The following is a 24,825-nucleotide window of genomic DNA, read 5'->3' as shown; positions in this document are numbered from 1 at the left end:
GTGCGTGATGCGTGACGCTGCACCTCATGCGTCATGCGTCATGCGTCAGCAGTAGGCATGGTGCACGCATGTGGGTCACATCCCCTGTTCCCGTTCGGCTGACGGGACGTCAGATCCCGTCCTTCACCGCCCCTCGCTCGCGGGCGTACCCGTTCCGGCGGAGGATCGAGGCATCGGTCCGGTACGGGACGGGCGCGCGGTGACGACAAGCGGGGCGACGAGCAGTTCGACGTCGGAGAACGGCCGGAAGGCGGACGGGAACCCCGGCCCGCTCCGGGGCCTGCTCCGCGTGCCGCCGGGTGAAAGCGTCGACCTGGCGTCGTACGACGCCCGGGCCACACCCGGCGGTCCCGAGGACAAGGCCGCGGGCCTCGCCGCGACGGCCGCCATGGGCCGGCACCTCGCCGGCCTGCAGGAGCGGCCGTACACGGCGAGCGCGGCGAGCGCCCCCCGCCGACTGCTGCTGGTGCTCCAGGGCATGGACACGAGCGGCAAGGGCGGCACGGTCAAGCACGTGATCGGGTTCTTCAACCCGGCCGGCTGCCGGATCAGGGCCTTCAAGGCGCCGACTCCCGAGGAGCAGGACCATCCCTTCCTCTGGCGGATCGTGCGGGAGCTGCCGCGCTCCGGCGAGACCGGCATCTTCGACCGCTCGCACTACGAGGACGTGCTGATCGCCCGGGTGCGCGAGCTGGTGCCGCGCGAGCGGATCCGCCGCCGCTACGGGCAGATCAACCGCTTCGAGCGGACACTCGCCGAGGACGACGTGACGGTGGTCAAGGTCTTCCTGCACATCTCCCACGGGGAGCAGCGCGCGCGACTGCTCGCGCGGCTCGACAACCCGGACAAGCACGGGAAGTTCAACGAGGGCGACGTCGCGGAGCGGGCCCTGTGGCCCGCGTACCGGACGGCGTACCAGCTCGCGCTGCGGCGGTGCTCGACGGCCGGGGCGCCCAGTTACGTCGTACCGGCCGACCGCATGTGGTGCCGGAACTGGGCGGTCAGCAGGCTGCTGCTGGAACATCTGGAGGAGCTGGATCCGCAGTACCCGAAAGAGGACTTCGACGTGGCGGAGTACAGGAAGCGACTCCTGGAAGCGCCCTGAGCCGTGACGGCGGGACGTGGGCGGCGGCCCGGGGCATCCGCCGATGCCCGGGGCCGCCGACTCGCGCTCACTGGCGCCACCTTGCGGTCGCCTCGGTCGCCTCGGTCGCCTCGTGGTGACCGGCGTCAGCCGATCTGCGCGCCGACCGCCTCCAGCGCGGTCGTCACCGGCTGGAAGAAGGTCTCGCCGCCCGATGTGCAGTCGCCGCTGCCGCCCGAGGTGAGACCGACCGCGTCCCCGTCCCGGGTGAACAGGGCGCCGCCGCTGTCGCCGGGCTCCGCGCAGACATTGGTCTGGATGAGGCCCGTGACCGTCCCCTCCGGGTAGTTCACGGTGGCGTTGAGGCCGGTGACCTGGCCGTCCCGCAGACCGGTGGTGCTGCCCATCCGGAAGACCTCCTGGCCGACGGCCGCGTCGGCCGCCTGCTGGATCTCCAGGAGCTGTCCGCCGCCCACGTCGACGGCGCTCGGGGCCTCGGTGCCCGGGTCGTCGTACGTGACGAGCGCGAAGTCGCCCTCCCCGGGGAAGACTGCCTCCTGGACCGTGCCGATGGGCGCGCCGCCGGCGTCCTCCGACCACTGCTCGGCCGCGACGCCGCAGTGTCCCGCGGTGAGGAAGCCGGGCTGTCCGTCCTGCGTCGTGACGTTGAAGCCGAGCGAGCAGCGCGAGCCGCCGCCGAAGATGGCGTCGCCGCCCTCGAGGAACGGCTTGAACTCACCGGCCGACTTCCGGATGCGGGCCACACCGTCGCCGAGCGCCTCGACCGCCGACTCGAGTCTGTCCCACCGCCCACCGGTGACCGTGCGGTCCGCCGTGACCACGACCTGGTTCGTCCGCGGGTCGACGGCCCACGCCGTGCCGGGTACGGCGGCCCGGCGCGACAGCGAGTCGGTGGCGGACTTCAGCGCGGTCGAGCTGTTCTGCACGCTCCTGGCCACCGCGCCGGCCCGGCGGACCTGGGCGTCCACCTCGCTGTCGTCGCCGACGACGTTGACGACGAGCTGCTGCCGGGCGGCGTCGTAGTACGCGCCGCCGTAGGAGTCGCCGAGCTGCTTGCCAAGCCGCTGAAGGAGCTCCGAGGCGGACGCGGCGCTCATCTTTCCGGGAGAGCCCGGCCGGTCGTCCTCCGACCCGGACTGCGAGGCGTTGGCATTCGGCAGCAGTACGGCCGCTGCGGCGATGCCCACCGCCCCGGCTCCCGCGAGTATGGCCTTCCGCTTGGGTATTCGCCTGTGAGTCAACTCTTCGCCTCCTGCGGGGGGTACGGACTCCGGTCGCCGAGGGGGACGACCGGGGGACGCGTCCGGCCCTTCATACGGATGGCGGGAGTCGTTCCGTTCATCGTCGCGGCAGGGAAATCTTCTTGACGGCATGTCAGGGCGAGGCGTTCAGGACATCAGCGGATGATCGTATATTTTCCGTGAGTGACCAATTTTGTACGTCAATGGACGGCGGCTGTGGCGCTCGTTGTCGCGCTCGCCGGTTGCGGAGGAAGAGGCGGGGGCGGGACCGTCGGGGCCGACGGGACCATGGGCGCCACTCCACCGGCCCCCTCCCCCAGTCCCTCCGCCAGACCTTCCGCGTCAGCGACGCAGACCGCCGCCGCGACGCAGCCGCCCACCATGGCGCCCGGAGCCGCGGGCCTGACCCCGGTGTTCATGCGGGCACGGTTGTCCGACGACACCCCTGACGGCACGTCCGACAGGACGTCCGCCGGGACGTCCGCCGGGACGTCCGCCGGGACGTCCGCCGGATCAGCTGCCGGGGAGAAGATCGTCGCGCTCACCTTCGATGCCGTCATGACGGTGGATCAGGGACCGATGGCCGCGCGCGGCGAGCGGTTCGACAACCCGGCGCTCATCGCCACGCTGCGCCGGCTGAAGGTCCCCTCCACCGTCTTCATGACCGGCCGCTGGGCCGAGGAGTACCCCGGCCAGGCGTGGTCGATCGGCAACGACCCGCTCTTCGAGAGCGCCAACCACTCCTACAGCCACCACGCCTTCGCGTCCCCGTGCTACGGCCTGCCGGAGGTCGACCGAAACCAGATGGCCACGGAGGTCGAGCGGGCGTTCGAGGTATTCCGTACGGCCGGGGTGAGCAATGTCGTGCCGTACTTCCGCTTCCCCGGCGGCTGTTACAACGACGACGCCCTCCGGGCCCTCGCGCCCACGAAGGTCACCGCCGTGCAGTGGGACGTCATCAGCGGCGATGCCTTCGCCAACGACCCGGCCGCGGTGGCCGACCAGGTCCTGGCAGGCGTCAGGCCCGGCTCCGTGGTCGTCATGCACTGCACGCGCAGCGCGGCGCCGGTCACCGAGCGGGCGATCGAGCGCATCGTGCCGGCGCTGCGGAAACGCGGCTACCGCTTCGTGAAGGTCTCGGAACTGATGGCGGCGGGGCGCGAACAGTAGGGCAGCGCACGCCCGCTGCCGTCCGGGCGGCCCGTCCTCAATCGCCGGACGGGCCCCAGAGGGGCCGGCCCGTCCGCCGACGCCCCCGGAACAAGGGCTGCGGATGCCGGGGGAAGGCCCGCCGCAGGCGTCAGCCGGAGCAGGCCGTGCGCTCGGCCTCGCGCCATTCGCAGACCGGGCAGAGGGTGACGCCCTTGACCGACTCGGGATACTCGGTCGGGTCTCCGCACAGCACGCAGTCCGCGAAGGGCCCTTCGGCCTGTTCGGGTGTGGCGGACGGCACGCCGACCGAGGGCTCGCAGTACGGAGACAGATCGCTCATATGTACGAGTCTAGTCACCGTCGTCCCGAGTCGCCGTCGCCCAAGGTCACCGTCGCCGCCAGTCGCCGTTGCCCTCAGTCGCCGTCGTCGCGCCGAGGGCTCGGCAGACACACCAGCGCGGCCACCCCGCCCGCGACCACCACCGCCGCCGCCGGCGGCAGCACCGCGTGGTGCACGGTGCCCGTGCGGGAGCCGGTGACGAGGGCGGTCACGGCGGCCTTCGCCGGGGAGCCGGTGGTCACCAGGACCAGCAGCGAGGCCAGGGCGGTCGCGGCGATCGACCAGCCGCGGCCGCGCAGCAGCGGCCGGGTGCACAGGGCGCCCGCCGAGGCGCCCGTCAGGACGCAGACCACCGCGGCCGGCAGCCCCGCGACGGTCGCGGGAAGCAGGACCACTTCGACCTGGTTGTCGCCGCTCATCGGCTTGCTGATCACCACGACGCCGGTACCGACGCCGCCCAGGGCCGAGGCCCAACCGGTGGCCGTGCCCCGCGCTCCGCGGCGGCGCGGCCGAGCCCGTGGATCCGGCCTAGGTGCACGAGATGGCCGGGCGCCGTGAACGGCACGGCCGCCGGGAAGCGTTCGTGTACGTATGCCGTCCGGGGCCGCTCCCTGGCGCGCCCCTCCGTCGGCGCGTCGATCCCCGCGAGCAGCCGCAACAGCGTGGACTTCCCGCTGCCGTTGGCGCCCCGGACACGGACGAGGGTGCGCGCGGGCAGGTCGAGGCCGACCCCGCGCAGCACCCACGGCCCGGCCGATCCGTACCGGCGGCCGACGTCCCGCAGTCTCAACTGGCGGCGGCCTTCTGAGGGGTGGCCTCGCTGGGCCTGACGATGACGAAGCCCTCGCCCTGGAGCATGAGCTGGACCGCCTCGCCCGAGCCGCCGCGGAGCATCGAACCGATGGACTGCGAGCGGTGCAGCGAGGTGTTCAACTGCGCGCTCCAGCCGACGACCGCGTCGGTGTCGACGTACACCGGCTGCTGCGCCGACACGGGTATCACGATGGGGTTGCCCTCGCAGATGACGCCGAGCTTGCCGTATCCGCTGAAGAGGCTGTTGAAGAGGCCGCCCCCGGTCATTCCGGCGCCCTTCACGGTCCTGATCTCGTACGACAGCGTGGAGTCGAAGCACAGCACGTTGCGGCCGTTGATGGTGAGCGCGTCGCCCTGCTCGATGTCGACGATGAAGCAGTTCGCGGCCTCGTGCGCGAACCATGCCTCGCCCTGGCCGCGTACGGCCATCAGCGGCAGGCCCTCGCCCGTGACGGCCCGCTTGAGCATGCCGCCTATGCCCTGGCCCTTGCGTTCGAACTGCAGACTGCCGCGGAAGGCGATCATCGAGCCCTGCCGCGCGAGCATCTCCCCGTTGACCGCGTACTTGATCGATTTGGCGTTCTGCAGGCTCATGCCGGGTACGGAGGCCTGCTGCGCCATGTTCTCGGTGGCAAAAAGATCGCTCTTCATGCGGGGCATCGTCGCCCGGAGGATTTCGTTCCGCCAACATCCTCCAGGATGAGCTTTGGCAGACTGTCCGGGTGAGCAGCCATGACAGCCGTCCCGACAGCCCTTTCCGACAGGAGCGCACCACGCGCGACGAGGCCCCGCAGTTCGTTCTCCCGCTCGTCGTGCGGATCGAGAGGACCGCTCCCCCGTCCCGTACCGACGCGCTGGAGACCGCGGCGCGCGCGGTGCTCGTGATGCTCTCCGACGAGCGCTCGCTCGGGGACGGCCCGTGGGCGCAGGCCGTGCGGGACTGGCAGGACGCCCGGATCCGCAAGGTGGTGCGGCGGGCGCGCGGCGCGGAGTGGCGCAAGGCGTCGGCGCTCGACGGCATCACGGTGACGGGCGGGTTCGCGGAGGTGCGGGTGTTCCCGCCGGTGCCGCTCGACGGCTGGCCCAAGGACCTGGCGAAGCTGCAGGTGTCGGGGACGGAGCTGGAGGACGCCGATGAGCCGGCCGGTGACGTCGGCCCCGGCCGGGCCGTGATCTGGCTCAATCCCGACCTCCGCATGTCGACGGGCAAGGAGATGGCGCAGGTCGGGCACGGCGCGCAGCTGCTGTGGTGGGCCATGGACGACGCCGAGCGCAAGGCGTGGCACGAGGCCGGGTTCCCGCTGGCCGTGCGGACGGCGCGGCCCGGCCGCTGGGCCGAGCTCGTCGGGAGCGGCCTTCCGACGGTCCGCGACGCGGGCTTCACGGAGATCGCGCCGGGCTCGGTCACGGTCGTCGCCGACCACCCCGTACGCGACTGAGCCGCTCGCGGGCCGGTTCGTGGACGGAACGATCGCCCACGAACCCGGACACCGCCGACCGGACCGGGGCCGGGTTCCGTACGCCTCTGAACGGAACCCGGCCCCGTTACGTACCTTCCGGTACTGCCAAGTAGGTTGAACCACCGGTTCGGTTGCCGGTCGATTCTGCGGTACGCACAACGGCTCGGGAGGAACACTTGTTGCGGCGCATCAACGGGACAGCACTCATCATCGCGGCCCTGGTCGTCACAGTGGGCGCGCTGGCGTTCCCCGTCTGGTCGTACGCCGACCGCTCGGGGACCGGGCAGGCCAACCTCAACGCGTCGAGCGTGGCGACGCAGTGGGGCCCGCTGTCGGCGACCGACCGCGACTTCCTGGTCAAGGTGCGGCTGGCCGGACTCTGGGAGCTGCCCGCGGGCCAGCAGGCCATCGAGCGTGCCCCCAGCCAGGCCATCAAGGACACGGGTGACCACCTGGTCGTGGGACACACGGACCTCGACCAGCGGGCCCGCGATGTGGCGGCGAAGCTCGGCGTCGAGCTGCCGAACCAGCCGACCGAGCAGCAGCAGGGCTGGTTGCGCGAGCTGTCCGCGGCCAGCGGACGCGAGTACGAGTACAAGTTCGCGAACCTGCTGCGCATGGCGCACGGCAAGGTCTTCTCGCTGGTCGCCCAGGTCCGGCACACGACGCGGAACACGCTGATACGCCAGCTGGCGAGCGACGCCAACCAGACCGTGCTGGACCACATCACCATGCTGGAGAGCACGGGCATGGTGGACTTCGACGCGATCGCCAACGACGCGGCCGGTCTGGCGACGGCCAGCCCGACGGGCCCGCCGCCCCCGGACGGCAACCTGCCGCCGGCGCCGTCCCCGGCCGGCCCGACCGGCAGCGACCAGTCGTTCACCTCGCGGCCTTCCACACAGCCCGGGCCGCCGACGGCGGTCAACACGAACCGGCCCGCGCCCGGATCGTCCCAGTGACCCGGATTCCGCAGGAACCTCAAATCAACCTCTGAACGTCCCCTCCTCTGGATTCGGCAGGGTCCGGCGGGGCCATGACCCCTGCACATGCAGAGGAGGGGGACCCATGAAGAAGCTCGACAGGCTCGGCACGGGCATCGGCTGGCGCCCGGAGATCGCCGACACCGTGGAACGGCTGCCAGGCCTCGACTGGGTCGAGGTCGTGGCGGAGAACGTGTGCCCCGGGCACCTGCCGGAGTCCCTCGTACGGCTGCGGGAGCGCGGCGTCACGGTCGTCCCGCACGGAGTCTCCCTGGGCCTCGGCGGCGCCGAGCGCCCCGACCCGGCCCGGCTGACGGCCCTCGCCGAGCGGGCGGAGGCGCTCGGCGCCCCGCTGGTCACCGAGCACATCGCCTTCGTCCGCGCGGGCGGCCCGCTCACCGCGTCCCCGCGCCTGGAGGCGGGCCATCTGCTGCCGGTCCCGCGCACCCGGGACGCCCTGGACGTCCTCTGCGAGAACGTCCGCATCGCCCAGGACTCGCTGCCGGTGCCGCTCGCCCTGGAGAACATCGCCGCGCTGATCTCCTGGCCCGGCGAGGAACTGACGGAGGGCCAGTTCCTGGCCGAGCTCGTCGAGCGCACCGGCGTGCGTCTCCTCATCGACGTCGCCAACCTGCACACCAACCACGTCAACCGCGGCGAGGACCCGGTGGCCGCGCTCGACGAGCTGCCGGTCGAGGCCATCGCGTACGTCCACGTCGCGGGCGGTGTCGAGCGCGACGGCGTCTGGCACGACACCCACGCCCACCCGGTGACCCGCCCGGTCCTGGACATCCTGGCGGAGCTGCGCTCCCGCACGGACCCGCCCGGCGTGCTGCTGGAGCGGGACGACGACTTCCCGCCGCCGGGGGAACTCGAGGCGGAGCTGGCGACGATCAGCCGCACCCTGGCGGCGGCGTCCGCGCTCGCGCGGCGGACCACGGCGTCGGTCACCACTCTCCAGCAGGCAGCCCTTGCGACAGGTCGGGTGGCGGGTCGTGCGAGTGGCGACGCCGGCCGTGCCGGCCGGGATGCCCAGGGCGGCGCCCGCCCAGGGCCACGGACAACGCAGGCAGGCGCCGGCGAAGCCGCGCCGCGGAAAGCCGCTGCCCCCGCAGGAACGGGAACCCCCCGGTCGCAGGCCAGGGTGACCGCCTGCCCGCTCACGGACGCGGCAGCGGTACCGGCCGGGGACGGGGAGCCCCCCGGACACCAGGAGCCCGGCGGGTGCCGGGCCACCGGCGACGCCGTGCGCGAGCGCGTCGGGCTCGCGCAGGCCGCGCTGCTGTCCGCGCTCGTCGCCGGCACGCCCGTGCCGGAGGGGTTCGACTCGCGGCGGCTGCGGGTGCAGGGCCGGGCGCTCGCCGCCAAGCGGGCCGACGTCGTCGCGAAGGTGGCCCCCGAGCTGCCGGAGATTCTCGGGGACGGCTACCGGGCCGCGTTCCTGGCGTACGCCAGGACCCGGCCCATGCGTGACGGCTACCGCAGGGACGCCCTGGCCTTCGCCGAGCAGCTGCTGATCGCCGGGCGGCCGGACGACCCGGTCGCGCGACGGCGGCTCACGCACTGGTGGCAGGACCGGGCCGGGGCCCGGCCGCCTCGTCGCGCAACCCGTCTCGTACGGGCGGCCCGCGCCGCCCTCGTCAGGAGGTGACCCCGATGCTGTTCAACGTCCTCGCCGTGCTGGTGACGATCGCCGTGGCCGTCTCCTCGACACTGCTGATCCGGGGGCTGTCCGCCGCGCGCCGCCGAGGCACCGGAGGCCCCGTCCACGACCTCATGGAGGTCGCGTTCCTCAACGGAGGGCCCGCCCGGGTTGTCGACACCGCGCTCGCCACCATGGTTTCGGACGGGCGCCTCGCCGTCGGCGGCCCCGGCATCGTCGCCGTGGTGCGGCCCGCGGCCAACGACCCGGTCGAGCGTGCCGTGCTCCAGGAGGCGGCCGCCGCGCCGCACGGGGCCCTGCACACGATGCGGCTCGCCGTGATGCGCAGCCCCGCCGTGCAGGAGATCGGCGACGCGCTCGCCGCCCGCGGGCTGATGATCGAGCCCCGCGCCCTCGGCACGTGGCGCCGCTGGGCCGTCACGCAGACGGTCTGCCTCTTCCTGATGCTTCCGGTCTCGATCGTGCTGACCGTCGTGCAGTACGTGACGCTCGAGGGGGACGCGGGCATCCCTGTCCCGTTCATCGTGAAGTTCCTGCCGGTCTTCTTCGTGGGCCTGATCATCGGGATCGTCTGTACGACGAAGGCGAGCCGAAAGGTCACCGAGGCAGGCAGGCGCGCCGCCGCCGAGTACCGGGCGGCCCATGTGTACGCCGCCGACGCGGGCAACCGTGTGGCGCTCGGCGGGCTGCGCGCGCTGCCCGACCCGGTGCTCCAGGCGCAGCTGGTGGCGGCCGCCCGGCTGGTACGGACCGGCCGGGCGCGGACTTCCGGAGGCCACGGTTCGGACGACATGTTCGTCCCGGCCGTCGTGTGGTGCGCATCGTCGGACGCCGGTTCCGGTGGCTCCGGCGGCGGTGGCTGCGGCGGCGCGGGCGGCAGCACGTGCGGCGGGAGCGGTGGCTGCAGCAGTGGCTGCGGCGGCTCCTCCGGCGGCGGGGGCAGCTCGAGCGGTGGATCCAGTTGTGGCGGAGGAAGCAGTTCCAGCTGCGGCGGAGGAAGCAGTTCCAGCTGTGGCGGAGGGAGCAGTTCCAGCTGACTTTCCGGAACCGCTCACAGGATCAGCACCGGGCCCAGTAGCGTGCGGGCCGCACGCAGGAGGCACGATGCGTTCCCCCACCTTTCCCACCCCGCGCGCAGGGACGCCCTGGACTTCGCCGAGCAGCTGCTGATCGCCGGGCGGCCGGACGACCCGGTCGCCCGCCGGCGGCTCACGCACCGGTGGCAGGACCGGGCCGGGGCCGGCCGCCCCGTCGCGCAACCCGTCTCGTACGGGCGGCCCGCGCCGCCCTCGTCAGGAGGTGACCCCGATGATGTTGAACATCATCGCCGTGCTGGTGACGATCGCCGTGGCCGTCTCCTCGGTGCTGCTGATCCTGGGCCTCGCGGCCACCCGCCGCAGCGGGCCCGGCGGCCCCGTTCGGGACGTCAGGGAAGTGGCGTTCCTCAAAGGGGGGCCCGCCCGTGTCGTCGACTCTGCGGTCGCCGCGATGGCCGTGGACGGGCGGCTCGCGGTCGGCTTCCCCGGCGTCGTCTCCGTCGTGCGGCCGGAGTCGGGCGACCCCGTCGAGCGCGCCGTGATCGAGGCGTCGGCCGCCGCGCCGAACGGGGCGCTGTACACACTGCGGCGGGCCGCGATGCGCGACCCCGCCGTGCAGGAGATCGGCAACCGGCTCGCGGCGCGCGGGCTGATGATCGAGCCCCGGTCCCTGCGTCCCTGGCGCATCTGGGCGTCCACGCAGTGGATCTGCTCGTTTGTGCTGCTCCCGGCCTCGATGGGCCTGACCGCCGTGCAGTACATCGGGCGCGACGGGTACGCCGACCTCCCCCTTCCGTTCGTGGTGAAGGTCCTGCCCGCCTGCCTCGTGGGCCTCGCCGTCGGGGCCGTCTGCCAGCGCAGGGCGAAAGGAAAAGTCACGAAGGCGGGCAGGCGTGCCGCCGCCGAGTACGCCAGGGCCCATGCCCGGTCGAGTGACGCTGGGCAGCTCGTGGCACTGCGCGGCGTGCGCGCGGTGCCCGACCCGATACTCCGGGACCGGTTGGTGGCGGGCGCCGGGATGGTATGGGCCACGCGGCCGGCGCCGGCGGACGGATCGTCCACAGATGTCCTGCCCGTCGTGTGGTGCGCTGCGTCCATCGCCGGCGCCGACGGCTCCGGTGGCGGGGGCTGCGGGGGCGCGGACGGCGGCAGCGGTGGCTCCGGCTGCGGCGGATCGAGCTGCGGCGGAGGCGGAGGATCCAGCTGCGGCGGAGGGAGCAGTTCCAGCTGACTTCCCGGAACCGCTCACGGGATCAGCACCGGGCCCAGTAGCGTGCGGGCCGCACGCAGGAGGCACGATGCGTTCCCACACCTTCCTCACCCCGCGCACCACGAGCGCCGGCCTGGTCGTCGTCGCCCTGACGGCGACCATCGCCGCCCTCGTGTTCCCCCTCTGGTCGTACGCGGACCGCTCGGGCACCGGGACCGCAGACCTCAAGGCCGGTTCCGTACCCACCCGTTGGGGTCCGCTGTCCGCCGCCGACCGGGACTTCATCGTCCGTGTCAGACTCGCCGGCCTGTGGGAGCTCCCGGCCGGCCAGCAGGCCGTCGGCAGGGCGCCGAGCCGCGCGGTCGCCGTGGCCGGTGAGCATCTCGTCTCGGGCCACACCTACCTCGACGCACGGGTGCGCGAGGTCGCGTCCCGGCTGTCCATGGAGCTGCCCAACCAGCCCACGCAGGAGCAGCGCGCGTGGCTGCAGCACCTGACGGAGGCCCGGGGCCGGGAGTACGAGATCGAATTCGCCAACATCCTGCGCCGGGCCCACGGCAAGGTCTTCGAGATCGTCGCCCGGATCCGCCACACCACCCGCAACACCCTCGTCCGTGCCCTGGCCGACGACGCCAACACGACCGTCCTCGACCACATCAAGGTCCTGGAGGCGACGGGGCTCGTCGACTTCGACGCGCTGGCGGAGGAGGCGGCGGAGGCCTCGGAGCCCGCGGGCAGGGGCGCCGCGGGCACCGGCGGTCCCCCGCCGCCAGTGCCGGGCAGCACCCCGAGGCCGGCGGTCACCGTGACCCCGGCCACGACGTACCCGCTGCCGCCCGCGACATCCAGGCCGCCGCCCTCCACATGACGGCTGAGCGCTGACCGCTGACCGCTCGCGGCTGACGGCCGACGGCCCGTCCGTCCCTCCGCCCTTCCGGCCCTTCCGGCCCTTCAGTCCCTCCGGCCCTTCAGTCCCTCCGTCCCTCCGTCCCTCCGTCCCTCCGTCCCTCCGTCCCTCCGTCCCTCCGGATCCTGACATTCCGATGGCGCCCGGACGGTGATCTCGCGTAGAACTCGGCCATGTTCTGGGTTCCTCTCCTGCTCACGGCCTGGGCCGCCGCCGGCATCAGCTGCGTCCGGCTCTGTCTCGCGGCCACCGGCGCGGCCCGCGAAGAAGCCGCCGGCGACGCCCTTCACCAGCAGCGCCACGACCATGACCGCGACCGCGGCCACGAGCTGAGCCTCTACGAGGCCGCGTTCCTGGCCGGCGGCCCGCATCGCGTGGCCGAACTGACGCTGGTGTCCATGCACCGCGCACGGCGGCTGCTGCTCGCGCACACCGGGTGGGCCACCGTCGTCGACCCGGAGGGCACGGACGACCTGGAGCGATCGGTGATCCGTGCGATCGGCCCGGACGGCCGGTCCCGTACCGCCGCGATACGGCACGCCACGGCCGCCGCCGGCGCCGTACACGCCCTGGCCGACCGGCTCGTGACCGCCGGCCTCGCCGTACCCGACGCGGCAAGGGCGGTCATGGCGAGTGCCGTACGGGCCGTGTGGGCCGCGACCGCGCTCACCCTCGCGCTCGCGGCCGCCGCACTGCTGATGCTTCCTCAGGAACAGAGCCCGCCCGGGCATGTCGCCGCCTGGTTCGCGCTCCCCCTGGTGCTGACCCTGGGCTGCCTCGGCATCGCCCGCGTCGAGATCCACCCGTACACCCGCTGGGCCTCCCCGGCCGGGCAGCGGCTGCTGCGCGCGCTCCCGACCCGGCCCGCCGGCGGCGGGGAGCGCGCCGTGCTGACCGCCGTGGCCGTCCGCGGGATCCGGGCACTCGACGATCCGGCGCTGCGTGCGGCTCTCGCCGACCGTCGGTTCACGCATGGGGGTCAATGACGCCGACACCGAACAGCGGTGCTTTACAAGCCGCGGCGCTCTGGTGATCTTCGACCCACGGCCGTGGGTACGAAGGGGAAATGTGATGAGAGCACTGACGCTGTACGGAGCCGTCGGCTCCTTGGTCCTGTCGGCGCTGGCCGCCACACCGGCGGGCGGTGCCGGCGCGCCCCCCGGTGACGACCTTCTCACCCCCGAGGGCCGCGGCACCGTCGTCGCCGCGGCACGCGCGAAGATCGCCGGGATCTCGTTCGGCGTGTGCCCCGAGGTGGAGGACCTCCCGAAGTACGTCGAGTGCGGCACGTTCGCGGTGCCGCTCGACTACGCCGATCCGCTGGGCCGTCAGATCCGGCTCACCGTCAGCCGGGTGAAGGCCAAGGGCACGCCCGCGGAGCGCCAGGGCGCGCTCGTCTACAACCCCGGCGGGCCCGGCGGCTCGGGCATGTACTTCCCGAAGGCGTCCAGGCGTCCCGAGTGGAAGCGGATCGCCGCGGCGTACGACCTGGTCGGCTACGCCCCCCGCGGCGTGGGCCGCTCGGCCCCGCTGTCCTGCCAGATCCCGTCCGACTTCACGAAGGCCCCGACGCAGACACCGGCCGAGCCCTCGGCGGCGTACAAGCTGGAGCGGATCGCCCGGGCGAAGACCTATGCGCAGGGCTGCGCCCGGAACGCGGGCGCGGACCTGCGCCACTTCCACTCGCTCAACAACGCCCGCGACCTGGAGGTGCTACGGGCCGCACTCGGCGAGGAGCGGCTCACCTTCCTCGGCGCCTCGTACGGCACGTACCTGGGCGCCCTGCACGCCACGCTCTTCCCCGGGCATGTGCGGCGCATGGTCCTCGACTCGGCGGTCGACCCGACCCCGTCGAACATCTGGTACCGCAGCAATCTGACGCAGTCGCTCGCCTTCGAACGCCGGTGGGCCGACTTCCGCGCCTGGGTCGCCCGGCATCACAAGACATACGGTCTGGGGTCGACGCCCGAGCAGGTGCTGCTCAGTTACGAGAAGGCCCGTGCCCGGCTGTCGCTCGAGCCGGCGGGCGGCTTGGTGGGGACCGTCCAGTTGCAGCGGGCGTTCCTGCAGGCCGGCTACTACGACGACTACTGGCCGCGGCGGGCGCGTGCGCTCTCGGAGTATCTGAAGGGCAATCACGGGCCGCTGGTCGCACAGGCCGCCCCGGATCCGGACGACGCGGCCGAGACGGAGAACGGCGACGCTGTCTACACGGCCGTCGAGTGCAACGACGCGCCCTGGCCCACGGACTGGAACGTGTGGGACCGCGACAACACGGCGCTGGCGCGCCGGGCGCCGTTCGAGACCTGGGCCAACGTGTGGATGAATCTGCCGTGCGCGTACTGGTCCGGACCCCGGCAGCAGCCGCTCGACGTGCGCACCGGTCCCGGCGAGATCCCGCCCGTGCTGATCCTGGCGGCGGAGCGGGACGGGGCGACGCCGTACGCGGGTGCGCAGGAGCTGCAGCGGCGGCTCGACGGCTCGGTGCTGGTCACCGAGCGGGGTGCCGGTACGCACGGCATCGCGGCCGGTGAGAACGCGTGCATCAACGGGCACATGGAGACGTATCTGCTGACCGGCAGGACGCCGGTGCGGCGCGCCGACTGCGCGCCGCACCCGGAGCCGGACCCGGTGTCGGTGGACCAGCGGGCGGTCGAGCGCACGCTGCCGCCGGCTGTCTGATCTTCCGGGTCGAAAGGGGACGGGCCGCACCCGCGGCCCGCCCCAGGTCCTGCAGAGCCGTCAGGCCAGGCCCGCCACCAGATCCGCGACCGACTTGCGTCGTCCCGTGTAGAACGGGACCTCCTCGCGGACGTGCCTGCGGGCCTCGGAGGCGCGCAGGTGGCGCATGAGGTCGACGATGCGGTAGAGCTCGTCGGCCTCGAAGGCGAGGATCCACTCGTAGTCGCCGAGGGAGAACGAGGCGACCGTGTTCGCGCGCACGTCCGGGAAGCTGCGGGCCATCTTGCCGTGGTCCGCGAGCATGCGGCGGCGGTCCTCGTCGGGCAGCAGGTACCAGTCGTACGAGCGCACGAAGGGGTACACCGAGACGTAGTCGCGGGCCGTCTCGTCGGCGAGGAAGGCCGGGATGTGCGACTTGTTGAACTCGGCGGGGCGGTGCAGCGCCATGTTCGACCACACCGGCTCCAGGGCGCGGCCCAGCTTCGTGCGGCGGAAGAGGTTGTACGCCTCCTGGAGCTGGTCCGCGGTCTCCGCGTGCCACCAGATCATCACGTCGGCGTCGGCACGCAGACCGGACACGTCGTACGTGCCGCGGACGGTGACGTCCTTCGCGGCGAGCTGGTCGAACAGCTCCTGGACCTCGTCGGCGTACCCGGCGCGGTCATCGGGCAGTACGTCGCGCAGCTTGAAGACTGACCACAGGGTGTAGCGGATGACCTCGTTGAGGTCCTTCGCCTTCTTGCCGGCGTTCGGGATCTTTTCGGGCGCACTCATACGGCTATTCTCGCCCGTCACGGACAGTGCCGGGCACCAGGGGGGCCGTGGCGATGATCTCGTCCGCCGCACGCCGGCCGCTGCCGATGCACGCGGGGATGCCCACGCCGTCGTACGCCGCACCGCAGACCCGCAGCCCGGGCAGCTCGGCGACGGCGTCGCGGACGCGGGCGACCCGCGCCAGATGCCCGACGGGGTACTGCGGCAGTCCGCCGACCCAGCGGGTCACCTCGCTCGCCACGGGGCCGACCGTGAGGCCGGTCGCCGCACCGAGGTCGCTCAGCGACACGTCGACGAGCTCGGAGTCCTCGCGCTGGAGGTGATCCTCCTCGCCGTAGCGGCCGACGGAGGTGCGCAGCAGGAACAGATCGGGGGCGGCGTCGGACACCCAGCTCCACTTCTGTCCCGAGAAGGTGGACGCCTTGATGGTGCGGCCGTCGACGGGCGGGACGAGGAAGCCGGAGCCGGCGGGCAGCCGGCCGGCGAGGTCGGAGCGGCGGAAGGCGAGGGTGACAAGGGCCATCGAGGCGTACTCGACGGCGGCGAGCTCGACGGACGCGGCCGGGGACTCGGCGGCGAGCAGCGCGGATGCGGACCAGGCGGGGGCCGCGAGGATCACCCCGTCGGCGAGGAGCGGCCTGCCGTCGGCGACGACCTCCCACACCGGGCTGCCCACGGCGCCGGACTCCCGGTCCTCGCGGGCCACCCGGCGCAGCGAGGTCACCGGGGCCTCGGTGAGGATCTCCCCGCCCCCGGCGCGTACGGCGTCGGCGACAGCGAGCGGCAGCGTGCCGATGCCGCCTTCGATGCCCAGGAAGACGGGGCCCGTCTCCGGCTGCTGCGCGGCGCCGTGCTGGATCTCGCGGACGCCCTCGAGCAGGGAGCCGTGGGTCCTGGCGGCCTCGAAGAGGGCGGGGACGGCGGCCCGCATGGAGATGCGGTACGCGTCGCCCGCGTAGACACCGCCGAGGAGCGGCTCGACCAGCCGGTCGACGACCTCGCGGCCGAGGCGCTCGGCGACGAAGGCGCCGACGGCGACGTCGTCGCCGAGTTCGGCAGGGGGCAGGTCGCGCTCCTGCTCGATCCGGGCGAGGCCCTCCGCGGAGAGCAGCCCGGAGAGCGCGTCGGCACCGCCCGGGACGCCCATGACATGGCCCTTGGGCATCGGGCGCAGTGCGTCGCGGGTCCACACGGACGCGCTGGTCGTCGCCGGGGGCTGCAGCCGGTCCGCGAGTCCGACGGCCCGCGCCAGGTCGACGGCCTCGGGGCGGCGGGCGAGCATCGACTCGGCGCCGAGGTCGACGGGGGCCCCGGCGATCTCGCCTGCCAGGAGCTTGCCGCCGAGCTGCGCGGTCGCCTCCAGCAGGGTCACCCGCACGCCGGAGGAGAGCAGCCGGTGCGCGGCGGAGAGTCCGGCGATACCACCGCCGATGACGACGACATGGGCCGCGCGCGTGCCCGTGTCCGTGTCCGTGCGTGTGTCCGCGTTCATGCGTCCACTCTCTCAAACCGCCAGCCACGGGCCGTAATGAGTCCTGACCGTGACCGCTTCGGAACCGGAAACAGGCAACCCGCTCCCCCACCCCGCACGTCGAACCGTCACCATTCCACCACCATCCCTGGGGGGACCGACATGCGTGCACGGCGTCTCACGTTGGGGGCAGCAGCACTGCTCACCGCCTCACTCGCACTCGCCGGCTGCGGTGCGGCCGACAACATCACCGAGAGCTCCGGCAAGGGGGCGGCGGCGGCTCCGGACAGCAAGGGGGACGCCGGCCAGGGACCTGCGGCCGACTCGGGTCACGCGGCGCAGAAGCCCGCCGACGCCCAGGCGCCCGAGGAGGCACAGGGGCAGGGGCAGGACAAGGGGCAGGCGGCGAGGAAGCCGGCGACGGCCGCGACGCACGTCATCCGCACCGCCGAGCTGTCCGTGGAGGTCAAGGACGCGACCAAGGCGCTCGCCGCCGTGCGTACGACCGTGGAGACCGCGGGCGGACATGTCGCCAACGAGACGACCGAGCGCGTCGACGACACCCATGTGATGTCACGCATCGTGCTGCGCGTCCCACAGGACCGGTACGCCTCGGTCCTCGCCGACCTCGCGGGCGCCGGAAAGCTGCTGACCCGCAAGGCGAACGCGCAGGACGTCACCGACCAGGTGGTCGACGTGGAGAGCCGCATCGCGACCCAGCGGGCGAGTGTCACACGGGTGCGGGAGCTGATGGACAGGGCCACCCGGCTGAGCGATGTGGTCACGCTGGAGGGCGAGCTGAGCAACCGTCAGGCGGAGCTGGAGTCGCTGCTGGCCCAGCAGGCGTCGCTGAAGGACCGTACGTCGCTGGCGACGATCACCCTCGAGCTGTCGGAGAAGGAGCGGGAGGAGCCGCCGGCGGAGGAGGACGACCCCGGTTTCCTGGACGCGCTGAAGGGCGGCTGGGAGGCCCTGGTGGAGACCGTGCGGTGGATCGGTCTGGTGCTGGGTGCGGTGGCGCCGTTCGCCGCGGTGATCGCGGTGCTGTACGCGGTGTGGCGGTGGCTGGTCCGGCCGTGGCGGCAGCGCGGCGGCGCTGCCGCGGCGGCCGCTGCTCCGGTCCCGGCTCCGGCTGCGGACCCCGCTCCGGCTTCGGATCCGGCTCCCGTTCCGGCTCCCGCGGCGGCCCCCGAGCAGGACTGAACGGACGTCCCACTAGCGTGTTCCGCATGGGACACCAACGACTCGTGGTCATCGGCGGCGATGCGGCGGGCATGTCCGCCGCGTCGCAGGCCCGCAGGTTCAAGGGCCCGGAGGAGCTCGAGATCGTCGCGTTCGAGCGCTCCCACTTCGCCTCGTACTCCGCGTGCGGCATTCCGTACTGGGTCGGCGGCGACGTTCCGGAGCGGGACGACCTGGTCGCGCGTACCCCCGAGGAGCACCGGGCGCGCGACATCGATCTGCGGATGCGCACCGAGGTGACGGAGCTGGACATCGCGGGACAGCGGGTCAGGTCCCGGGACCTGGAGTCGGGCGCCGAGTCGTGGACGGGCTTCGACAAGCTCGTCATCGCGACCGGCGCCCGGCCGGTGCGCCCTCGGCTGCCCGGGATCTACGCCCCGGGCGTGCACGGCATCCAGACCCTCGACGACGGCCAGGCGCTGCTGAGCACCCTCGACCGCACCGAGGGGCGGCGGGCGGTCGTCGTCGGCGCGGGCTACATCGGCGTGGAGATGGCCGAGGCGCTGCTGAACCACGGCTTCGACGTGACCGTCGTCAACCGCGGCGCACAGCCGATGGCCACCCTCGACCCGGACATGGGCCGGCTGGTGCACGCCGCGATGGACGGACTGGGCATCACGACGGTCGACGACGCCGAGGTCACCCAGATCCTGACCGGCCCGGACGTGGGGGTACCTCCCGTGCCCGGAGAGCCACGGGGGAAGGTCCGCGCGGTCGCCACGGCGGACGCCGAGTATCCGGCGGACGTCGTCGTGCTCGGCATCGGCGTGGAACCGGAGACGACCCTCGCGGGCGCGGCCGGACTGCCGCTCGGGACGTACGGGGGTCTGCTCACCGATCTCGCGATGCGCGTACGCGGCCACGAGAACATCTGGGCGGGCGGCGACTGCGTGGAGGTCCTGGACCTCGTGTCGGGCCGCGAACGCCACGTCCCCCTCGGCACGCACGCCAACAAGCACGGCCAGGTCATCGGCGCGGGGGTGGGCGGCGGCTACGCGACCTTCCCCGGGGTCGTGGGCACGGCCGTGAGCAAGGTCTGCGACCTGGAGATCGCCCGCACCGGTCTGCGCGAGAAGGACGCCCGCGAGGTGGGGCTCCGGTTCGTGACCGCGACCATCGAGTCGACGAGCCGCGCGGGCTATTTCCCGGGTGCGGCCCCGATGACGGTCAAGATGCTGGCCGAGCGCCGCACGGGCCGGCTGCTCGGGGTCCAGATCGTCGGCCGCGAGGGGGCGGCGAAGCGCGTGGACGTCGCGGCGGTCGCGCTGACGGCCGGGATGACGGTGGAGCAGATGACCGCCCTGGACCTGGGCTACGCGCCGCCGTTCTCACCGGTGTGGGACCCGGTGCTGGTCGCGGCGCGAAAGGCGATGGCGGCCGTGCGGGAGGCGGGGGGCTGAGCCCTCGCCTCCCGCACCGCCGCGCGCGTCGTTCCGCCGGGCCTCAGCGTGCGGTCGCGGTGTGGACGTACTCCACGAGGCGGGTCAGCGCGTCCGGGTCGGTGCTGGGCAGGACGCCGTGGCCCAGGTTGAAGACGTGGCCCTCCAGACCGGCGGCGGCGTCGAGGACCTCGCGGGTCTTGGCCTCGACCGCCTCCCGCGACGAGAAGAGGACCGCCGGGTCCAGGTTGCCCTGCAGCGCTTTGCCGGGGCCGACGCGTCGGGCGGCCTCGTCCAGCGGGACGCGCCAGTCGACGCCGACGACGTCCGCGCCGGCCTCGCCCATCAGGCCGAGGAGCTCGCCCGTGCCGACGCCGAAGTGGATGCGCGGGACGCCGTACGCCTCGACCGCACGGAACACCTTCGCGGATGCGGGCATCACCGAGCGCCGGTAGTCGACGGGGGCGAGCGCGCCGACCCAGGAGTCGAAGAGCTGCACGGCGGACGCGCCGGCCTCGATCTGCACCTTCAGGAAGGCCGAGGTGATGTCCGCGAGCCGGTCCAGCAGGTCGGCCCAGAGCTGCGGGTCGCCGTACATGAGGGCCTTGGTGTGCTCGTGGTTGCGGGACGGCCCGCCCTCGACGAGATAGCTGGCGAGGGTGAAGGGAGCGCCCGCGAAGCCGATCAGCGGGGTCGGGCCCAGCTCGCCGGTGAGCATGCCGATCGCCTCCGTGACGTACGAGACGTCGCCGGGGGTGAGATCGCGCAGTCGCGCGAGGTCCTCGCGGCGGCGGATCGGCTCGGCGACGACCGGGCCCACGCCCGGCTTGATGTCGAGGTCGATGCCGATGGCCTTGAGCGGGACGACGATGTCGCTGAAGTAGATCGCGGCGTCGACCTTGTGGCGGCGCACCGGCTGCAGCGTGATCTCGGTGACCAGCTCCGGCCGCATGCACGACTCCAGCATCGGGATGCCTTCGCGCACCTTCAGGTACTCGGGCAGCGAGCGCCCTGCCTGCCGCATGAACCACACCGGCGTGTGCGGTACGGGCTCACGCCTGCACGCCTTGAGGAAGGCGGAGTCGCGCGTGGCGGGAGTCTTCGTCTGCTGGCCCGAAGGGCTGTCGTTGGCGCTCACGCCCAGAATCTTCGCATGTGCGCGCAAGGAGCTCGGCCGGGCCGGGTGTCCCTCCCTGCACGCGGCGCGCGTTCCGCTTACTCTTCCCCGCATGGCTGCGGCTCAGGGACAGTTTTCCGAACAACCCGACGGCGCTGACGGCACGGACAGCGCGGAGGGGAAACCCGTCCCGCGCGCGTTCCGGCTGGCGGTGGACGCGCTGGGGGCGGCGCGGCTCAGGCCGGAGCTCGAGGTCGATCCGACCCGCCCGCCGCAGCGCCTCGCGCCGCACGCGTACGCCCTGGAGGCGGCGGTCGTCGACGGCGAGGAGGACCTCGCGGACGGCAGGCTCGTGCTGCTGCACGACCCGTCGGGGCACGAGGCCTGGCAGGGCACGTTCCGGCTCGTGACGCTCGTACGGGCGGAGCTGGAGCCGGAGATGGCAGCGGACCCGCTGCTTCCGGAGGTCTGCTGGTCCTGGCTGACCGGGGCCCTGGAGGCGCGAGGGCTCTTCTACGGGGAGGCCGCCGGCACCGTCACCCGGGCGGGGTCTCACTACTTCGGAGGACTCGCGGACCGCCTCCCGGCGACACAGATCGAGATCCGGGCCTCCTGGACCCCGCGGGAAGGCCGGGACGGGGTGCCGGACACGGCCGCGCATCTCGCGGCCTGGTGCGACCTGCTGTGCCAGGTCGCGGGCCTGCCGCCGTCCGGCCCCGGCGACGTGCCGGACACGGGCGGTGTCGTGACACTGCCGCAGCGCCGGGGGCCGCGGACGCCGTAGGCCCGGAAGGCCGGCCCTCTGGTCCCCTGCTCCTGCTCCTCCTCCTGCTCGTGGCCGGTACCGTCGGCCGGACCCGGGTGCCCGCGCGCCGCAGCCTGCGATTCCACGTGGTGGGCGGCCGCGTGCCCACCCTCCGTGTCGATGCCCGGCACCGCCGCGTGGACCCCCCGTGGGCGCCCGCGCCCGCCCACGGGGGCGTGCACCCCACGAACTCATAGGATGATCGATCACGCGTCCGAATTGCCGGAATTGTTACTCACCAAATCGTGATCTTTCTCTAAAGGCGGGCGGGTTTGCTGCCGAAGAGGTGGTGACCCTTCAAGCACGGTTCGCCCCGGCTTCATCCCCGAGCCGGCCCCGTCCCGCACCTTTCCAGGAGGCCTGGTGTCCGTTCTCCTCGAGCAGCCCGCAAGCCTGGTCGCCTACCGCCCGAACAAGCCGACGGCCATGGTCGTCGTGGCCGACCCGCGCGTCCGCTCCACCGTCACCCGCCACCTGTGGGCCCTCGGAGTACGTGACGTCATCGAAGCGTCGTCCATCGCGGAGGCCCGTCCCCGCGTCGGCAACCCGCGCGACATCTGCGTGGCCGACGTCCACCTGCCCGACGGTTCCGGGCTGACCCTGCTGTCCGAGACCCGCGCGGCGGGCTGGCCCAACGGGCTCGCTCTCTCCGCGGCCGACGACATCGGCGCGGTCCGCAACGCGCTGGCGGGCGGGGTCAAGGGCTATGTCGTCACCGGTACGCGCACGAACCTCGGCCACCCGGTCCGCCCCGGCGCCGCCCCCATCGGCTCGGCCGCCGCCCGGATGCACCGCCGTCCCCCGGGGGCCCCGAGCCACCCCGGCGGCTACCGCGAGCTGTCCGGCCGCGAGGTGGAGGTGCTCCGGCTCGTCGCCGAGGGCCAGTCGAACAAGGCGATCGGCGTCTCGATGGGCCTCTCCGCGCTGACGGTGAAGAGCCACCTCGCCCGCATCGCGCGCAAGCTCGGCACCGGCGACCGGGCCGGGATGGTGGCTGTGGCCCTGCGCACCGGCATCATCCACTGATTCCCTTTACAAAGGACCCTCGCCCGTCGACGGAACGTTCCGTCGACGGGCGGCTTCCGTTCACAGATACCCTTGACAGGTGACCGACGCCCAAGAGACCGCAGCAGAGCCAGACCTGCGAACCACCGGGGGCGGCCCCCCGGACGACGTCGAACCGGCGCCGATCCCCCTGCTGGAGCCGCGCGAGGGCATTCCTCCGGTGGTCTCCACGCCCGAGGCCCTCGAGTCCGTCGTCGCCGCGTTCGCCGGCGGCAGCGGGCCCGTCGCCGTGGACGCCGAGCGGGCGTCCGGCTACCGCTACGGCCAGCGGGCGTATCTCGTACAGCTGCGTCGCGAGGGCGCGGGCACCGCACTGATCGACCCCGTCGGCTGCGGCGACCTGTCCGCGCTGGGCGAGGCGCTCGCCGGTACGGAGTGGATCCTGCACGCGGCCACGCAGGATCTGCCCTGCCTGCGCGAAATAGGCATGGTGCCGTCCCGGCTCTTCGACACCGAGCTGGCCGGGCGGCTCGCGGGCTTCCCGCGGGTGGGGCTCGGCGCGATGGTCGAGTCGGTCCTCGGCTACGCACTGGAGAAGGGTCACTCGGCGGTGGACTGGTCGACGCGGCCGCTGCCCGAGCCGTGGCTGCGGTACGCGGCGCTGGACGTGGAACTGCTCGTCGACCTGCGGGACGCGCTGGAGAAGGAGCTGGACCGGCAGGGCAAGCTCGACTGGGCACAGCAGGAGTTCGACGCGATCGCCTCGGCACCCCCGGCACCGCCGCGGAAGGATCCGTGGCGGCGCACGTCGGGGATGCACAAGGTGCGGCGGCGGCGCCAGATGGCGGTCGTACGGGAGCTGTGGAACGCGCGCGACAAGGTGGCGCAGCGGCGTGACGTGTCCCCCGGGAAGGTCCTGAGCGATGCGGCGATCGTGGAGGCGGCGCTGGCGCTTCCGCTGAACATGCACGCGCTGACCGCACTGCCCGGCTTCGGGCACCGGATGGGCCGGCGTCAGCTCGAGCAGTGGCAGGCGGCCGTGGACCGCGCCAGGGCCCTGCCGGACGCGGAGCTGCCGCAGCCCGGACAGCCGGTCGCGGGTCCGCCGCCGCCGCGCTCCTGGGCGGACAAGGACCCGGCCGCGGCGGCGCGGTTGTCGGCGGCGCGGGCTGCGGTGTCCGCGCTGGCGGAGCAGCTGAACCTGCCGCAGGAGAACCTGATCACTCCGGACACGGTGCGGCGTGTGTGCTGGGAGCCGCCGCAGGAGCGGACACCGGAGGCGGTCGGGGCGATGCTGGCGGCGTACGGTGCCCGCCCGTGGCAGATCGAGCAGGTGACCCCCCTGCTGACCCGGGCCCTCTCGGCGACGGCCTGACGCGGCTCCCCCAGGGGGCTGCGGTGTGCGGTGCGGCCCGGTGCGAGCCGGCGCCGCGTGGTGGGCCGGGTACCGACCGGCGGGCCGGTGTGTCCGTCCTCGGACTCCCCACGCCCTGCGGCGTGGGGGGACCCCGGACCGGCTGGGTGCGGCTGCGGTCGGTGGGTGGGGGTCGGGGCCCCTCCGGGCTCGCCTCCTCGGCATCGGTGGGTACGGCGTCACCCGGCACCACCGCCCGATTTCAGCGGGGGCGACCCTGCACGGCCCCGCCCCGGTAGTCCGCCGTCTGCGGCCCGGTGGGTCGTACGAACCCACCGGGGTCACTCAAGCGTGATGCGTGGCGCGTGGCGCGTGGCCCGGGCGATGGCTGGGGAGTGCGGGGTGGTGATGGGGCATTGGTGTGGGGATGGGCTTGGGCGCCGCGCGGGTCACAGCGGCGGCGGTGAAGCCGACGGGCGGAGTCAGTGCCTCGGCGAGTCGGCCGGAGGCCCCTTCCTGGGCTGCCTGCGGGTCGGCCAGGACCGCGTGGAGGGCCGATTCGACCTCGCATTGCACGCTCCTACTGAGGGGACGGCCGGCTTCGGCGGTGGGCTTTCGGGCCTGCCATGCGAGCTCGGCGATCAGCTGGTGCTGTCGAGGCGGAGGGCGAACGGCTTCGGGTGCAGCGCGAGTTCCGGCCGACGATGTCGGCGGCGCGGGCCCGGCAGGCGGCGGAGAACGCCGACGGGCGGCGTACGCCGACGCCGTGCCGGAGTACGCCGCCCTGGGGCGGGACGAGCTGGGGGCCGCGGCCCTCAAGCTGCTGACCGGTCCCTCTCCCGCTACTTCGGGTCGCGGTCGAACAGCGACTTGGACCAGAAGTAGCCGAGCACGGCCAGCCCCACGCACCAGGCGACGGCCAGCCACCCGTTGTGGCCGATCTCGCTGCCGAGCAGCAGCCCGCGCAGCGTCTCGATGGCCGGGGTGAACGGCTGGTACTCGGCGATCGGCTGGAACCAGCCCGGCATCGTCTCGGCCGGGATGAAGGCGCTCGAGATGAGCGGGAGGAGGATCAGCGGCATGGC

The 24,825-nt window shown here is 73.3% G+C and carries 22 protein-coding genes and 3 pseudogenes; 16 read left to right on the top strand and 9 right to left on the bottom strand.

All coding sequences use genetic code 11. The features are described from left to right. Positions 1 to 199 precede the first annotated feature (199 nt). Positions 200 to 1,105 (top strand): PPK2 family polyphosphate kinase, encoded by a 906-nt coding sequence (locus ACWCP0_RS02665; RefSeq protein WP_451077042.1) that lies wholly within the window; start codon positions 200 to 202, stop codon positions 1,103 to 1,105. A 128-nt stretch (positions 1,106 to 1,233) separates the two neighbouring features. Here the strand turns inward: ACWCP0_RS02665 and ACWCP0_RS02660 are convergent. Next, positions 1,234 to 2,346, bottom strand: a pseudogene (locus tag ACWCP0_RS02660) (S1 family peptidase); the annotation flags it as partial. A 183-nt stretch (positions 2,347 to 2,529) separates the two neighbouring features. Between ACWCP0_RS02660 and ACWCP0_RS02655 the strand changes: the two are divergent. Then, entirely contained in the window at positions 2,530 to 3,516 is a 987-nt protein-coding gene (locus ACWCP0_RS02655) for a polysaccharide deacetylase family protein (protein WP_451077041.1), read from the top strand. Between the two features lie 130 nt (positions 3,517 to 3,646). Here ACWCP0_RS02655 and ACWCP0_RS02650 read toward each other — a convergent pair whose 3' ends face one another. From ACWCP0_RS02650 to ACWCP0_RS02635, 4 genes and pseudogenes are all read right to left on the bottom strand, one after another. Next, entirely contained in the window at positions 3,647 to 3,838 is a 192-nt protein-coding gene (locus ACWCP0_RS02650) for a hypothetical protein (protein WP_451077040.1), read from the bottom strand. A 74-nt stretch (positions 3,839 to 3,912) separates the two neighbouring features. Then, on the bottom strand, positions 3,913 to 4,272 hold the full coding sequence (locus ACWCP0_RS02645) for a hypothetical protein (RefSeq protein ID WP_451077039.1): 360 nt from the start codon (positions 4,270 to 4,272) through the stop codon (positions 3,913 to 3,915). 50 nt (positions 4,273 to 4,322) lie between these two features. Continuing rightward, a pseudogene (locus ACWCP0_RS02640) lies at positions 4,323 to 4,628 on the bottom strand (ATP-binding cassette domain-containing protein); the annotation flags it as partial. Then, positions 4,625 to 5,302, bottom strand: coding sequence for an AIM24 family protein (locus ACWCP0_RS02635; RefSeq protein ID WP_451077038.1), 678 nt, complete (start codon positions 5,300 to 5,302; stop codon positions 4,625 to 4,627). The gene ACWCP0_RS02635 and the pseudogene ACWCP0_RS02640, both read right to left, overlap by 4 nt. Positions 5,303 to 5,373: 71 nt before the next feature. Between ACWCP0_RS02635 and ACWCP0_RS02630 the strand changes: the two genes are divergently transcribed. From ACWCP0_RS02630 to ACWCP0_RS02590, 9 genes and pseudogenes are all read left to right on the top strand, one after another. Beyond that, positions 5,374 to 6,090: a peptidyl-tRNA hydrolase gene (locus ACWCP0_RS02630; protein WP_451077037.1), complete on the top strand. Its 717-nt coding sequence runs from the start codon at positions 5,374 to 5,376 to the stop codon at positions 6,088 to 6,090. A gap of 200 nt (positions 6,091 to 6,290) precedes the next feature. Then, positions 6,291 to 7,073 carry a DUF4142 domain-containing protein gene (locus ACWCP0_RS02625; RefSeq protein WP_451077036.1) on the top strand — a complete coding sequence of 261 codons (783 nt, stop codon included), beginning with the start codon at positions 6,291 to 6,293 and terminating at the stop codon, positions 7,071 to 7,073. 106 nt (positions 7,074 to 7,179) lie between these two features. After that, a complete protein-coding gene (locus ACWCP0_RS02620) occupies positions 7,180 to 8,745 on the top strand; it encodes a DUF692 domain-containing protein (protein ID WP_451077035.1) in 1,566 nt (521 codons plus the stop codon). A 5-nt stretch (positions 8,746 to 8,750) separates the two neighbouring features. Then, positions 8,751 to 9,794, top strand: coding sequence for a TIGR04222 domain-containing membrane protein (locus ACWCP0_RS02615; protein WP_451077034.1), 1,044 nt, complete (start codon positions 8,751 to 8,753; stop codon positions 9,792 to 9,794). Positions 9,795 to 9,890: 96 nt separating this feature from the next. Next, positions 9,891 to 10,060, top strand: a pseudogene (locus ACWCP0_RS02610) (DUF692 domain-containing protein); the annotation flags it as partial. A 5-nt stretch (positions 10,061 to 10,065) separates the two neighbouring features. Continuing rightward, on the top strand, positions 10,066 to 11,025 hold the full coding sequence (locus ACWCP0_RS02605; protein ID WP_451077033.1) for a TIGR04222 domain-containing membrane protein: 960 nt from the start codon (positions 10,066 to 10,068) through the stop codon (positions 11,023 to 11,025). A 67-nt stretch (positions 11,026 to 11,092) separates the two neighbouring features. Beyond that, positions 11,093 to 11,872, top strand: a complete 780-nt coding sequence (locus ACWCP0_RS02600) for a DUF4142 domain-containing protein (RefSeq protein ID WP_451077032.1) — start codon at positions 11,093 to 11,095, stop codon at positions 11,870 to 11,872. 212 nt (positions 11,873 to 12,084) lie between these two features. Next, the gene (locus ACWCP0_RS02595) at positions 12,085 to 12,897 is read left to right on the top strand and encodes a TIGR04222 domain-containing membrane protein (RefSeq protein ID WP_451077031.1); all 813 of its coding nucleotides are present in this window, start codon (positions 12,085 to 12,087) and stop codon (positions 12,895 to 12,897) included. An 85-nt stretch (positions 12,898 to 12,982) separates the two neighbouring features. Continuing rightward, a complete protein-coding gene (locus ACWCP0_RS02590) occupies positions 12,983 to 14,593 on the top strand; it encodes an alpha/beta hydrolase (protein WP_451077030.1) in 1,611 nt (536 codons plus the stop codon). Positions 14,594 to 14,653: 60 nt separating this feature from the next. On the opposite strand, the gene hemQ is transcribed toward ACWCP0_RS02590, so the two are convergent. Further along, a complete protein-coding gene (hemQ, locus tag ACWCP0_RS02585; protein ID WP_451077029.1) occupies positions 14,654 to 15,367 on the bottom strand; it encodes a hydrogen peroxide-dependent heme synthase in 714 nt (237 codons plus the stop codon). Between the two features lie 4 nt (positions 15,368 to 15,371). After that, a complete protein-coding gene (gene hemG / locus ACWCP0_RS02580; protein WP_451077028.1) occupies positions 15,372 to 16,859 on the bottom strand; it encodes a protoporphyrinogen oxidase in 1,488 nt (495 codons plus the stop codon). 141 nt (positions 16,860 to 17,000) lie between these two features. Between hemG and ACWCP0_RS02575 the strand changes: the two genes are divergently transcribed. Both ACWCP0_RS02575 and ACWCP0_RS02570 read left to right on the top strand, forming a co-directional pair. Continuing rightward, positions 17,001 to 18,041 (top strand): DUF4349 domain-containing protein, encoded by a 1,041-nt coding sequence (locus tag ACWCP0_RS02575; protein WP_451077027.1) that lies wholly within the window; start codon positions 17,001 to 17,003, stop codon positions 18,039 to 18,041. Positions 18,042 to 18,067: 26 nt separating this feature from the next. Then, complete coding sequence (locus tag ACWCP0_RS02570; RefSeq protein ID WP_451077026.1) at positions 18,068 to 19,480, top strand: FAD-dependent oxidoreductase; 1,413 nt, start codon at positions 18,068 to 18,070, stop codon at positions 19,478 to 19,480. Between the two features lie 43 nt (positions 19,481 to 19,523). On the opposite strand, the gene hemE is transcribed toward ACWCP0_RS02570, so the two are convergent. Next, complete coding sequence (gene hemE, locus ACWCP0_RS02565; protein WP_451077025.1) at positions 19,524 to 20,597, bottom strand: uroporphyrinogen decarboxylase; 1,074 nt, start codon at positions 20,595 to 20,597, stop codon at positions 19,524 to 19,526. Between the two features lie 91 nt (positions 20,598 to 20,688). Between hemE and ACWCP0_RS02560 the strand changes: the two genes are divergently transcribed. The 3 genes from ACWCP0_RS02560 (at position 20,689) to ACWCP0_RS02550 (ending at position 23,761) form a co-directional block, all read left to right on the top strand. Next, positions 20,689 to 21,360: a DUF3000 domain-containing protein gene (locus tag ACWCP0_RS02560; RefSeq protein WP_451077024.1), complete on the top strand. Its 672-nt coding sequence runs from the start codon at positions 20,689 to 20,691 to the stop codon at positions 21,358 to 21,360. Between the two features lie 384 nt (positions 21,361 to 21,744). Further along, the gene (locus ACWCP0_RS02555) at positions 21,745 to 22,407 is read left to right on the top strand and encodes a response regulator transcription factor (protein WP_351222120.1); all 663 of its coding nucleotides are present in this window, start codon (positions 21,745 to 21,747) and stop codon (positions 22,405 to 22,407) included. 79 nt (positions 22,408 to 22,486) lie between these two features. Next, positions 22,487 to 23,761, top strand: coding sequence for an HRDC domain-containing protein (locus ACWCP0_RS02550; RefSeq protein ID WP_451077023.1), 1,275 nt, complete (start codon positions 22,487 to 22,489; stop codon positions 23,759 to 23,761). An 821-nt stretch (positions 23,762 to 24,582) separates the two neighbouring features. Here ACWCP0_RS02550 and ACWCP0_RS02545 read toward each other — a convergent pair. Next, positions 24,583 to 24,825 (bottom strand): ABC transporter permease (locus tag ACWCP0_RS02545; RefSeq protein WP_451077022.1); only part of this gene is annotated, 243 nt, incomplete at its 5' end.

Source organism: Streptomyces sp. NPDC001970 (assembly GCF_053594115.1).
The sequence above is the reverse complement of the archived record's forward strand: the minus strand, read 5'-3'. Positions and strand labels throughout refer to the sequence as shown.

Coding starts and splice junctions, on each gene's coding strand:
- ACWCP0_RS02650 (WP_451077040.1), bottom strand. CDS start 3,838: ATGAGCGATCTGTCTCCGTACTGCGAGCCCTCGGTCGGCGTGCCGTCC.
- ACWCP0_RS02635 (WP_451077038.1), bottom strand. CDS start 5,302: ATGAAGAGCGATCTTTTTGCCACCGAGAACATGGCGCAGCAGGCCTCC.
- ACWCP0_RS02620 (WP_451077035.1), top strand. CDS start 7,180: ATGAAGAAGCTCGACAGGCTCGGCACGGGCATCGGCTGGCGCCCGGAG.
- ACWCP0_RS02615 (WP_451077034.1), top strand. CDS start 8,751: ATGCTGTTCAACGTCCTCGCCGTGCTGGTGACGATCGCCGTGGCCGTC.
- ACWCP0_RS02605 (WP_451077033.1), top strand. CDS start 10,066: ATGATGTTGAACATCATCGCCGTGCTGGTGACGATCGCCGTGGCCGTC.
- ACWCP0_RS02600 (WP_451077032.1), top strand. CDS start 11,093: ATGCGTTCCCACACCTTCCTCACCCCGCGCACCACGAGCGCCGGCCTG.
- ACWCP0_RS02595 (WP_451077031.1), top strand. CDS start 12,085: ATGTTCTGGGTTCCTCTCCTGCTCACGGCCTGGGCCGCCGCCGGCATC.
- ACWCP0_RS02590 (WP_451077030.1), top strand. CDS start 12,983: ATGAGAGCACTGACGCTGTACGGAGCCGTCGGCTCCTTGGTCCTGTCG.
- hemQ (WP_451077029.1), bottom strand. CDS start 15,367: ATGAGTGCGCCCGAAAAGATCCCGAACGCCGGCAAGAAGGCGAAGGAC.
- hemG (WP_451077028.1), bottom strand. CDS start 16,859: ATGAACGCGGACACACGCACGGACACGGACACGGGCACGCGCGCGGCC.
- ACWCP0_RS02575 (WP_451077027.1), top strand. CDS start 17,001: ATGCGTGCACGGCGTCTCACGTTGGGGGCAGCAGCACTGCTCACCGCC.
- ACWCP0_RS02570 (WP_451077026.1), top strand. CDS start 18,068: ATGGGACACCAACGACTCGTGGTCATCGGCGGCGATGCGGCGGGCATG.
- ACWCP0_RS02560 (WP_451077024.1), top strand. CDS start 20,689: ATGGCTGCGGCTCAGGGACAGTTTTCCGAACAACCCGACGGCGCTGAC.